Below are 11,362 nucleotides of genomic sequence, written 5' to 3'. Positions count from 1 at the left end.
CCCGTAAGGCTTGATCCTATAACCTGAAGCGCGTGTGTGCGACGGTATATAATCTACCCAGATTAGAGATAAATTTGAGACCGCAACAAAGTAATACATTACTTCTTCTATTGAACTGAACGCGTTGCAGAGCAGTGAGTGCAGCGTGTTAAACCCGTTAAAGTCTGGCGACCATAGCGAGGTGGTCCCACTCCTTCCCATCCCGAACAGGACAGTGAAACACCTTAGCGCCGATGATAGTGCAGATTACCTGTGTGAAAGTAGGTCATTGCCAGACACCCCATAAGTAGTAAAGACGTAGTAAACAGAACCCCCGCACTCGAAAGAGGCGGGGGTTTTGCTTTGGGCGGAAGAAAAGTGGTTGCAAGAACCATTAGTGGTTTGTGTGTTGGGTTACGCGATAAAGCTGCTAACCCAACCTACGCGAGGCAAACCTCGCACGCAGACTGCTAACTCAACTTACAAAAGCTATGTCACCAAGAGTTATTTAAGGCCTGCTAGTTTTGCTTTTTCAGAATAATTGCAGACAGTGTTACTTTGATCTGTCGTATGGGTTTTTGATCCAGGAAAAAATTTGCATGGTTAAAAGCGTTTAAGCTGTCTTAATGCTGAACGGTGGCAGATGGAGGGTTTATGGCGCGTCAATTCTTGCAGATTATTGCGGTGCAGTTAAGCAAGCTAAATGCCGGGCGTGAGAGTTTGTTGCTTGGGCAGGATCATCATGCTTTGCATGATTTTCGAGTTGCATTACGCAGTTTGCGTTCTTTGCTGCCTGTTGTACTTAAACGATCTAAACGATTGGATGCCAGGGTTCTTGCTGCCTGGAAAGCTTTGGCTCAATTTACCAGCCCTGTGCGGGATGCTGAAGTATTGCTCGTGCTTTTGGATGGGAAAATGAGCGAGGTGGAGAGGATCTCGTTAGCTGACAGTCTGGATGAAGGCCTAGCTTCGATTCGGGAAGTTTTAGCGGGGACGGATTTTGCGGTGCTTTCGCAAATTACATTGCAGCAGTGTCGTTTAAGAATAAAGAATTGCGATGGTGGTGTTTTAAAACGCCGGATTAAGCGGCAGGCTAAAAGTTATTCAATGTTATTGGATAAGGCCGCAAAAAATAAGCGTCCTTCGCTTGAAGAATGGCACGAGAGAAGACTGACTGTTAAACACTTGCGTTATTTGTCTTTACTTGTCGCTCAATGGTTGCCGCAGAGAATCAGCGAGTTACAGTTGCCACTTAAAAAGGCACAAACAGCAATTGGTAAATTGCACGATGCAGAGTTAATTGCGCAATTTATGGGTGAGAAGAAAATTAAAAAGGCGTTTCTGGAAAATGCACAAAATACCTGGTTAACATTGGTCATTGAGAATAAAGCAATTTTGTAAATGGCACAGGGCCGCCCTCTTTAGTCTTTTTTCCGAAAGGCCCAGGCGGCCGCCAGAATTAAAATTAATATAATGATACTTACGATTATCCAGAATCCATGTGGATGCTGAGCAAGCGGAATGCCGCCTACATTCATCCCCATTAAGCCTGCAATAATATTGACGGGCAGGGCCAGCACAGTGACGACTGTGAGAATATAAATACTGCGGTTGGTTTGTTCATTGACCTTGGCGGCTATTTCTTCTTGCAGTAGTTTAATGCGCTCGACCAGTGCTGCAATATCACTGAGAACGGCCGAAAACTCTTCTGTTGACTGGCGTAAATCTTGTACGTCGTGATGGCTGACCCACTCCGGAGGCCTGTTTAACAGCCGGAAAAGAGCTGCTGGTTCCGGAGCCAGCAAACGGCACAGCCGAACCAATACGCGCCGCAGTGCGCCCAAATCACCTAATTTTATTTTGGGACGATTCGTGAGCAGGTTATCTTCTTCCTTGTCTACTTTAATGGCGGCCTCCCGTACGATTTGCATTAAGACATCAGCTTGATCGCGTAATAGATTAACCATTAAATCTACGGGTGAGCGAAACAGAATGCCAGCCCGCACATGGTCGCGCAGTTTATCAATAGAGCGCAGTGGTTTGATGCGGGCGGTAATCAGTAAATGCCGGTCTGCACTCATCCAGAGCGTTGATGTATCAGATGCATTAAAAGCAAAATCAAATAAAACATCATTTACAACGCCAATTAAGCTGCGATCTGCGTATTCAATGCGGGTAGATTGAGATCCTTCATGCAAGGTTTCAAAAAATTGCTCTGACAGCGTCAGATTAGATTTAAGCCATTTTTCTGTTGCGGTATTGCTCAGATTAAAATGCAGCCATAAATATTCTTCTGACGTTTCATCGCATGCATTGGCAAGACATTGCTTGATTTGCCCGGACTCTATTTGTTTGCCGGGCAAGCCGGGTAAAAAAAGATAGCCGCAAATCATGCCTGTTTGATCAGACCCATAATTGCCCACAAGATTAGTTGCCATTGCATCCTCTTATATATAAAGACAGGTTTGGGGAAGGTGCATTAATAAATATTAGCTTTTATTTATTGCATTAAAAACATGAAATCAGTTTTCTATTCATAGGTTTAGACCTTTATCAGAATTCATCTAGACGTCATGCGGATGACTTAATACTGCAATTAATGGTTTATAAAATGGATGTTTTATCTATCAGCAGATCCATACACCATGTTCAAATCTTCGATTCTGGCTTGCAGTCTTGCTCTGGCATTAAGTGCTTGTGGTGGCAGCGATGATGTAACTTCTGAAGCAGCAAAGCCTGCTTTATTAACGCTGGATGGCCAACCGCCTCTGGTTATTGGTCACCGTGGTTTGCCGGGCTTATTTCCTGAGGAAACCAGGCCTGCTTACGAAGGTGCTGCAGATGCAGGTGCGGATTCTTTAGAGCTGGATCTGCATATGACGAAGGACTGTGTATTGGTGGCACGCCATAACCCTTGGCTGAGCGACAATACCAATGTGGCTGATGTGGCAAAAAACGTGCCGGAAGTTGCTGCCCGCAAGCGGACAACACCGGGCGTTTTAGTTAACGTGAAGTACGATGTGGCAAAGTTTGGCGGGCCTGCTCAATATTTAAGCGATTTAGTTGATCCTAAAGATCCGAAATCTGTACTGAAAGCTTTGGTGGTCGATGGTGAAAATCATAATAACGATTGGTCGATTACCGACTTTACTGTTGCTGAGCTGAAAAAATGGTTTGGCGGTACAAGCTATGATAATGCGGCTGAACGTGTGCAGGCGACGGCTCAGAATGGAAAGTACCCGATCTTAGCCATGCAGGAAGTGATCGATATTGCTAATGCCAAGGCCAAAACAAGTGGCCGTGCTATTAGTATTTATCCGGAATTAAAAAACCCTGTTTGGAATAATGCCCAGGCTAAGGCGAATGGTTGCGGTACGGGTGAGCGGCCATTTGAAGATGCTTTTCTTAAGCTGATCAATGACAATAAGCTCAATAGCAAAACCGCCCCGATCTTTGTGCAGAGCTTTGAGCCGGGTACACTTAAATACCTGCGTGCAGCAGGTATGACGGCCCGTTCGGTGCAGCTGATTGATGGTAACGATATCAACTACAAAACGGGTGAAGTGATTTATCTGCAGCCTGATGAATATAATTTTGTGGATGGCCGCCCGTATAGCTGGACCGTAGCAGGCGATGCACGCTACTTTGGTGAAATGCTCACGCCAGCCGGCCTCGCAGAAATTAAAACCTACGCAGATGGTATCGGCCCTTGGAAGCCACAAGTGATGGCACACACGGTTGTGCCCTATGTTGAAAAGAGTGGCTTAGCCGCAGTGACTAATGTTGCACCGACCAGCGTGATTGCAGATGCGCATAAGGCTGGCTTGTTTGTGCATGTTTATACCTTCCGTGATGAAGCGAAGCGTTTGGCTGGCGTTTATAAAGGCGACCCGGCTGCTGAGTTTCTGGCGTATTACCGCGCAGGTACAGATGGCGTTTTTGCTGATTTCTCGGGCACGGCCTTTGCTGCACGCGCGGCTTATCTGAAAGAAATGAAGCGTTAAACTCGTTTTGCAGGATAGAAGGGAGTCTTAGATTTACAGGCTCCCAAAAAAAACGGCTTTGCTGTTATTTCAGCAAAGCCGTTTCACGTGGAACAGGGCCTGTATAAATCAGCCCATAATATGAAAGCCTCCATCAATATAGATAGTGCCACCGGTAATCAGCTTGGCGCTGTCTGAAGCAAGACCAGCGCAGGCTGCACCCACGTCTTCGATGCTGACCAAGGAGCGGCTTGGTGCTTCGGCCGCCGCCTTATCGAGCAGCTCATCAAACTCTGCAATACCTGATGCCGCACGGGTTTTCAGTGGGCCCGGGGAGATTGCGTGCACGCGAATCCCCTTTGGGCCAAGCTCTGCTGCCGTATAGCGGCAGACTGATTCCAAAGCGGCCTTTACAGGGCCCATGATATTGTAATTTTTGATTACTTTTTCTGCACCGTAATAGCTCATGGCAAATAGTGTGCCGCCTTTATCCATAAGGGGCTCAGCTAGACGGGCCATTTCGATAAAGGAGTAGCAGGAAACTTTCATCGCCGTGTGGAAGTCTGCTTCGGTGACATCGACGACACGGCCATGCAGGGCCTCTCTTGGGGCAAAGGCAATCGAGTGGATGGCAAAATCTAGGCGGCCCCATTTTTTGCGGACTTCTTCAAAGACGGTATCCATCTGCCCCGGCTGCAGCACATCCAAAGGAAGAAAGAGTGAAGCTCCAAGCTCGTTAGCCAGTGGTTCTACAAAGGGGCGGCCTTTTTCGTTGATATAGGTAATGGCCAGCTCAGCACCTCTTTGCTGAAATGCTTTTGCGCAACCGTAGGCAATAGAATGCTGGTTGGCTATGCCGATGATAATGCCCTTTTTACCTGCCAGTGTTTCATGGGGGGAGATACTGAGTTGGGTCATCTTGCGTCCTTCATAGTTTGGTTCAGATGGGGCCAAGGTGATGGCAGGCTCTGGTAAATTGCTTTCGGCACTCGGTCACAACCCCAGCTGGGTTCGAGTATGCCGGGCAATCATGAGTTCCTCATTACTAGGAATTAACCATGCGGTAGCGGGGCTGTCTATTGCACTGATACAGAACTCATGTGCTTCATTTGCGTGCTCATCAAGCTCTATGCCCAGCCACTGAGCCTGCTCACACACACGCTGACGGATAAGCGCACTGTTTTCACCGATGCCTGCAGTAAAAACCAGCGCATCCAAGCCATTCATACATGCCGCCAGGGAGCCCAGCTCCTTGCTGATCCGGTGCACAAAATAATCAATGGCAAGTGCCGCTTGTGGCTCCGGGCTGTCGAGCAGAACACGCATATCACTGCTGATGCCGGAAAGCCCCAGCAAGCCGGAGCGTTTATACAATAGCTCTTCTACCTGCTGAACGCTGAGTTGTTCCTGCTGCAGCAAATACAAAACCACGCCCGCATCTAAATTGCCAGTACGTGTGCCCATCATCAGGCCATCCAGCGCAGTAAAACCCATGCTGCTGGCTACGCTTTTGCCATTTTGTATGGCACACATGCTTGCTCCATTGCCCAGATGAGCAATCACAACTTTGCCTGCAGCAACCTCTGGTTCTTGCTGCATGAGCACAGAAGACACATATTCGTAAGAGAGCCCATGAAAGCCATAGCGGCGAATGCCGCGCTCGTAACAATTGTAGGGCAGGCCAAACAGCTGATTAATCTGATTCTGGCTGCGGTGAAAGGCCGTATCAAAACAAGCCACCTGCGGCAAATCCGGGCGTATCTCTGCAACTGCACGGATGGCTGCCAGATTATGGGGCTGATGCAGGGGGGCTAGTGGCGTGAGTGCCCCCAGTGCGCTGATTGTGCCGGGGGTAAGCCGCAAAGGGGCGGCGTAGTGAGCGCCGCCATGTACTACGCGGTGGCCAACACCGAGCAGCTTAAGATTGGCGAATCTGCTGCGCAGCAGGTTGCCTATGGTTTGCAGGCAATAGGCATGATCAATATCACTGGCGGTTAATAGCTCATCAGCAAGGATTTGTTTGTGATGATCTTTAGCCACAAAGTGTGGCTTGGTTCCTATGCCTTCAACCTGGCCCTGAGCCATCAGATGCAGATCACTGGCGGCTTCATATTCAAACAAAGCAAATTTAAGGCTGGATGAGCCTGCGTTCAAAACCAGAATGGCCTTCGTCATCGCTTTCATCCTTATCAGCAGGGGGGCGGGCTGTTGTGTGCATTGGTGATGATGCAGGCAATGGCACAAGAGGCGAGCTTGGTGCGATCGTTATCAGCGCGGCTGGTCAGGATGATCGGCACTCTTGCCCCTAATACAATTCCGGCGGCATCGGCATTACTCATAAAGGTAAGTTGTTTAGCCAGAATATTGCCTGCTTCAAGATCGGGTACAAGCAAGATATCTGCATCACCTGCCACAACAGATTCAATTTTTTTGATACGGGCGGATTCATAGCTAATGGCGTTATCTAAGGCGAGCGGGCCATCGAGGATTGCGCCTGTGATTTGCCCTCTGTCGGCCATCTTGCACAGGCTGGCCGCATCCAGCGTGGACAGAATTTTAGGGTTAATAGTTTCAACGGCCGACAAAATTGCCACTTTAGGTTTGGCAATGCCAAGAACATGGGCAAGATCAATGGCGTTCTGGCAGATATCGAGCTTATCCAGCAGATTGGGGTAGATATTGATTGCTGCATCGGTTACCAGCAGTGTTTTATGGTAAGTTGGCACATCCATAATAAAAACATGGCTGATGCGGCGTTCGGTACGCAGGCTGCTTTTTACAACGGCACTCATTAGCTCGTCAGTATGCAGGCTGCCCTTCATCAGAATAAGCGCCTCACCACTGGTGACCAGCTCAACGGCCCTGCTGGCGGCGGCGTGGCTGTGTGGTACATCTTCGATACGTAAGCCCGCAATATTTAAACCATATTGCTCTGCTACGGCGAGGATTTTGTTTTTGGGCCCCACCAAAATAGGTTGCAACAGGCCCTGTGCTGCAGCATCAATAGCAACTTTAAGTGAGGATTCATCGCATGGATGGGCAATTGCCGCACTAAAGGCTGGCAGCTTGTCGCAGCGCTCCAGCAGCAGCTCAAATGCATTATGCGTCTGAACGCTCACAAGCCCGGCATCAGGGCGAACCAGGGTAATTTTTTCTGTGGGGGCAACGACTTTGGCGATGCCGGTCATAATCGTTTGACCATGCTGATTCCGGCAGAGGCAATCAAAGCTGATGATATGGTCTTCCGGAAATTTCTCCCGGACGGTGATACTGATTTCCAGTGTGTCGCCTAAAATAGCGGCGGTGTGAAACTGCAGACTTTGCCCTGCATAAACCGTACCCGGCCCGGGTAACTGGCTGCCTAAAATGCCGGATACCTGCGCCCCAAGCCACATACCAGGCGCAGTGGCCCCGCTAAATCCTGCACTGTTTGCAAAGGCGGCCTCAAGATGGGTGGGGTTGAAATCCCCGGCTACGGTGGCAAACAGCTGAATATCCCGCATGGCCAGCGTGTGCTGGATGCCGGCGTAGTCGCCAATTTCTATCTCATCAAAACAGCGGTTTTGTAAGGTGATCATGCGCTCATGCCTCTATGAAACTTTCTTTGCAGCTGTTTTGGCCCGGCTGGTCTTAACCCCCAGCAGCTCTTTAGCTTTAATGGCGAGAGGGGAGTTTTCATCTTCAAGCTCAGGTGTCAGCATAGTGACTGTGCCGACGATTTCCAGTGCGCGTTTACGCTCTGCTAAGGTTTTTAATAGTTTAGGCAGGGTGGCAAGGCTGCGTTCGCTATCCAGCGTAATCAGCAGCGTTTGCTCTTCAACCGCTTGACGCCACTGAGCGGGATCGATTTCTTGCAAGCTGGCTTTGATGGATTCACCAATCAGGAAAGAGCGGCGCTCTATCCCGCCGCTGTGGTGCATGGCAAGCACAAACAGGCGGGCAAGGCCTTCGGTAAACCCGCCTGCTTCAAATTGCGGCCCGGCATCTGCTTTTAAGGTATCTAAGCGTTGCTCTGCAACTTCCCGCGCTTTTTCTTCAACAGGGGCTGCTGGCGGGAAAAATGCGCCTAATCCAAGTGGGCCATAAACTGTTTTAACAAAGCTGACCGTGGCGGCATTGCGTAAATCACGGTAAGTATTCAGCGCGTCAATAATCAGCTCGGAGGTTTGTTTTTCTAAATTCAGGAAAATATTATCTGTCGGTACCGGCTGGCGGTATTGCCTGATTTGACTGGCTTGTAAGGCCACACCGGCCATCAGCGGGTTAAAGTCGGAGTAAGCGTAGCGCTTTAAAGTATCCGGGTTGAGCTTGCGCGACCATTCACCCATTTCAGGTGTGATAAAAGCCTGTAAAACAGGGCGCAGAGTGTTTTTATAAATGGCATCGTTTATTTCAGAAACCTGTGCCACCGTACTGAAAATGGCTTCATCTTCACGGGTATCCGGATCCACCTGGCGCAGTTGCTCTATGGTGCGTGTTTCAAAACTGACGGTGTAGTCGCCTTGCTCCAGCTCTGAATAGGGTAAATCAGCCGTTTTTGCATCAATCACCATTTCGTATAAGCCCGGGGGCAGGGCTTCAACCATATCCATTACATTCACAAGCTCTGCATGCTGCTTGCGTGCCACTTTTCCGCCCACAAAAATCCCCAGATGCCCCACATCTTTATGCAGCAGATAAACAATAATCTGGCCTTCTTCCACAATGGCACTTTCGTGGCCATAGAGATCGATAATCCAGTTTAAGGCCTGCGCTGGCGGGGTAATATCATCTCCCCATGAGGCGAACACAATAATGGGCGAGGTGATTTTGCGTAAATCCAGGCTGCTGCCATCAGGCGTTTGAATTTGCCCGCTGGCCAGTTTATTGCCGATAAAAAGCTGATTAACGATGGCTTCTATTTCACTGCCCGTCATCCGGAAATGCCCGCCCCACCAGCGCTCAAATTCTAAATAGCGGGGAGCTTCGTTATCGATATTTGCATATAAATGGTAGGGTTTGCCCCAGAGCGTATTGGCCGGGTTTAGATTTTCAAAGTTTTTAACCAAGTGCGCGCCATCAAACACCCCGCCTCCCAGATCCGCAGTTAATGCGGCCAGCCAAGAGCCACCATTTACGCCGCCTGCGTAGCGCATTGGGTTTTGTTGATCAGAGCCCGCCCAGTAAGAAAGCGGGGCCCCGTTGAGCACGATGGGCCCCATGATTTCCGGCCGTAAAGCGGCCAGCCCGGCAACGGCCCAGCCTGCCTGGCAGTTACCAATAATGCAGGGTTTGCCGCTTGCTTTGGGGTGGCGTCTGATTACCTCTTCGATAAAGTGCGCCTCGGCTTGCATAACGTCCCGCAGGCGCTGGCCAGGCACCGGATCAGGATAAAAGCCCACAAAATAAACAGGGTGTCCGGCCCGTAATGCCACGCCAACCTGAGAATCCGCTTTAAAGCCGCCAATCCCCGCACCATGGCCCGCTCTTGGGTCAATAATGACATAGGGGCGTTTTGTCTCATCTGCCTTGATTTTTGCCGGGGAAAGTACGCGCAGCAGCATATAGTTGCATGGCTCGCTCAGATCCCGCCCGTCAATCAGTAATTCATAATCAAAAGCGAGCAGCGGAGGTTTGCCATTCTGAGCATGGGCAATGGAGATATTGCCCCGTTCCCGCATCACATCAAGAAAAAGGGCAGAGCGCTGAGTGGTGTCTACGCAATATTCCCATGCTTGTTCCAACAGGGACAAAGGGGACGGAAAGGTCGTTTGAGTCATTGCACCACTCGCTGTAAGAAAATGTTGAAATAGGCAGTATTTGTAAGTTAATGATTAATAAGGTAAAGAAATAACCGGTGGATAGTAAATAAGGATAGAGATACTGACAAGCTAAATGGAAAACATGACAGCAGTATGTATGCTTTAAACCGCGAAATTCTGTGCCGTAATAGAAAAAGAGTGTGATTTATTGCTGGCCGGGTATGCTTGACGCCGGCTTTAGTAACGTCGTTTACTGTGGCTCCTTCGGGCTTATGATTAAAGCCTGTGCCTTCGATATTATTTAAATGGCTTGTTCCTGCAATGGAGTTTTCATGCGTGGCTTTATGCCGGTGATCGAATCCTTATTGGATACAGATCTTTATAAATTTACGATGATGCAAGAAATCCTGCATCACCAGCCAGAAACACAAGCCATTTACGCATTTAAATGCCGTAATACGCCCGTATTGCCTCTGGCATTACTGCAAAACGAAATAGAAGCCCAGCTGGATCATCTCTGCTCTTTACGCTTTAGCGAATCAGAATTAGCCTATCTGGGCAAATTGCGGTTTATTAAATCTGATTTTGTTGATTTCTTGCGCTTGTTTCAGTTACAGCGGCGGTTTATCAGTATTTCTGTTTCTGAAACCGATCCGGATCTTTTGGATATTCGTGTTGCCGGCCCCATGCTGCATTGCATGTTGTTTGAAATTTATGTGCTGTCGATTGTGAATGAAGTTTATTTCCGGCAGTTTCCGGCCGGGCCAGCATTGGCGACGGGCCGGGCCCATTTGCAGGCAAAATTAGCAACATTAAAAAATCTTTCGCAGCAGGCAATGCCAGCCAATCCCTTTGTATTTTTTGATTTTGGCACGCGCCGCCGGTTTTCCCGCGTATGGCATGCAGAAATGGTCGGTTTACTGGTTAAAGAGGCCAGCCCCTATTTTCGCGGCACCAGTAATGTTTTATTGGCGATGCAATATGGTGTAACGCCCATTGGCACGATGGCACACGAATATATGCAGGCTTTTCAATGCTTTGGATCCCGTTTGCGCGATTTTCAAACAAATGCGCTGGAGCATTGGGTGCGGGAATACCGGGGTGATCTGGGTATTGCCCTGACGGATGTAGTGGGGACGGATGCTTTTTTGCGCGATTTTGATTTATATTTTTGTAAACTATTTGATGGATTACGCCATGATTCGGGCGATCCGTTTGAATGGGGCGAGAAGGTGATTGCTCATTACAAAAAAATGAATATAGATTATGGCACCAAGCAATTAGTATTTAGCGATGGCTTAACTTTAGATAAATCGATTGCCCTCTACCGGCATTTTGCGCCGCGCACGCGTACGGGTTTTGGTATAGGCACGCATTTATCGAATGATTGCGGGCAGGATCCTTTACAAATTGTGATGAAGTTGGTTTCATGCAATGGACAGCCTGTCGCTAAAGTGAGTGATACGGCGGGTAAAGGAATGTGTGAAGATGAAAATTTCCTTAATTACCTCTGTGATGTTTTCCAAATAAGCCGCCAGTAATCGACAGGCATTGAAATATGCTTGCTGGCAATTAATACACCTCCTTTCTTATAAAGCATAGTGCTAAGATAGCAGGCTTCAATCCGCTTGATAGGTCACTCTGCTTTTTGCAGATCAT

The 11,362-nt window shown here is 48.6% G+C and carries 8 protein-coding genes and 1 rRNA gene; 4 read left to right on the top strand and 5 right to left on the bottom strand.

What is annotated here, in order from left to right; translation table 11 throughout:
- Positions 1–163 precede the first annotated feature (163 nt).
- Positions 164–277, top strand: a 5S ribosomal RNA gene (gene rrf / locus CSQ88_RS07860).
- A gap of 356 nt (positions 278–633) precedes the next feature.
- Positions 634–1,380, top strand: a complete 747-nt coding sequence (locus tag CSQ88_RS07855) for a CHAD domain-containing protein (protein ID WP_099397555.1) — start codon at positions 634–636, stop codon at positions 1,378–1,380.
- A gap of 20 nt (positions 1,381–1,400) precedes the next feature.
- On the opposite strand, the gene CSQ88_RS07850 is transcribed toward CSQ88_RS07855, so the two are convergent.
- Positions 1,401–2,417, bottom strand: coding sequence for a transporter (locus CSQ88_RS07850; protein ID WP_099397554.1), 1,017 nt, complete (start codon positions 2,415–2,417; stop codon positions 1,401–1,403).
- Between the two features lie 207 nt (positions 2,418–2,624).
- On the opposite strand from CSQ88_RS07850, the gene CSQ88_RS07845 reads away from it, so the two are divergent.
- Complete coding sequence (locus CSQ88_RS07845) at positions 2,625–3,983, top strand: glycerophosphodiester phosphodiesterase family protein (protein ID WP_099397553.1); 1,359 nt, start codon at positions 2,625–2,627, stop codon at positions 3,981–3,983.
- 108 nt (positions 3,984–4,091) lie between these two features.
- On the opposite strand, the gene fabI is transcribed toward CSQ88_RS07845, so the two are convergent.
- From fabI to CSQ88_RS07825, 4 genes are all read right to left on the bottom strand, one after another.
- The gene (gene fabI / locus CSQ88_RS07840; protein WP_099397552.1) at positions 4,092–4,880 is read right to left on the bottom strand and encodes an enoyl-ACP reductase FabI; all 789 of its coding nucleotides are present in this window, start codon (positions 4,878–4,880) and stop codon (positions 4,092–4,094) included.
- A 75-nt stretch (positions 4,881–4,955) separates the two neighbouring features.
- The gene (locus tag CSQ88_RS07835; protein WP_099397551.1) at positions 4,956–6,137 is read right to left on the bottom strand and encodes an acetate/propionate family kinase; all 1,182 of its coding nucleotides are present in this window, start codon (positions 6,135–6,137) and stop codon (positions 4,956–4,958) included.
- Between the two features lie 14 nt (positions 6,138–6,151).
- Positions 6,152–7,540 carry a bifunctional enoyl-CoA hydratase/phosphate acetyltransferase gene (locus CSQ88_RS07830; protein WP_099397550.1) on the bottom strand — a complete coding sequence of 463 codons (1,389 nt, stop codon included), beginning with the start codon at positions 7,538–7,540 and terminating at the stop codon, positions 6,152–6,154.
- Positions 7,541–7,552: 12 nt separating this feature from the next.
- Complete coding sequence (locus tag CSQ88_RS07825) at positions 7,553–9,721, bottom strand: DUF3141 domain-containing protein (protein ID WP_099397549.1); 2,169 nt, start codon at positions 9,719–9,721, stop codon at positions 7,553–7,555.
- A gap of 314 nt (positions 9,722–10,035) precedes the next feature.
- Between CSQ88_RS07825 and pncB the strand changes: the two genes are divergently transcribed.
- Positions 10,036–11,244 carry a nicotinate phosphoribosyltransferase gene (gene pncB / locus CSQ88_RS07820; protein ID WP_099397548.1) on the top strand — a complete coding sequence of 403 codons (1,209 nt, stop codon included), beginning with the start codon at positions 10,036–10,038 and terminating at the stop codon, positions 11,242–11,244.
- Positions 11,245–11,362: the final 118 nt, after the last annotated feature.

It is taken from the genome of Iodobacter sp. BJB302 (genome assembly GCF_002735645.1).
Classification (GTDB): domain Bacteria; phylum Pseudomonadota; class Gammaproteobacteria; order Burkholderiales; family Chitinibacteraceae; genus Iodobacter.
This window is presented reverse-complemented; position numbering and strand designations above follow the sequence as displayed.

Excerpts from the sequence above, each read along its gene's own strand:
- CSQ88_RS07855 (WP_099397555.1), top strand. The coding sequence starts at position 634 with ATGGCGCGTCAATTCTTGCAGATTATTGCGGTGCAGTTAAGCAAGCTA.
- CSQ88_RS07850 (WP_099397554.1), bottom strand. The coding sequence starts at position 2,417 with ATGGCAACTAATCTTGTGGGCAATTATGGGTCTGATCAAACAGGCATG.
- CSQ88_RS07845 (WP_099397553.1), top strand. The coding sequence starts at position 2,625 with ATGTTCAAATCTTCGATTCTGGCTTGCAGTCTTGCTCTGGCATTAAGT.
- fabI (WP_099397552.1), bottom strand. The coding sequence starts at position 4,880 with ATGACCCAACTCAGTATCTCCCCCCATGAAACACTGGCAGGTAAAAAG.
- CSQ88_RS07835 (WP_099397551.1), bottom strand. The coding sequence starts at position 6,137 with ATGACGAAGGCCATTCTGGTTTTGAACGCAGGCTCATCCAGCCTTAAA.
- CSQ88_RS07830 (WP_099397550.1), bottom strand. The coding sequence starts at position 7,540 with ATGATCACCTTACAAAACCGCTGTTTTGATGAGATAGAAATTGGCGAC.
- CSQ88_RS07825 (WP_099397549.1), bottom strand. The coding sequence starts at position 9,721 with ATGACTCAAACGACCTTTCCGTCCCCTTTGTCCCTGTTGGAACAAGCA.
- pncB (WP_099397548.1), top strand. The coding sequence starts at position 10,036 with ATGCGTGGCTTTATGCCGGTGATCGAATCCTTATTGGATACAGATCTT.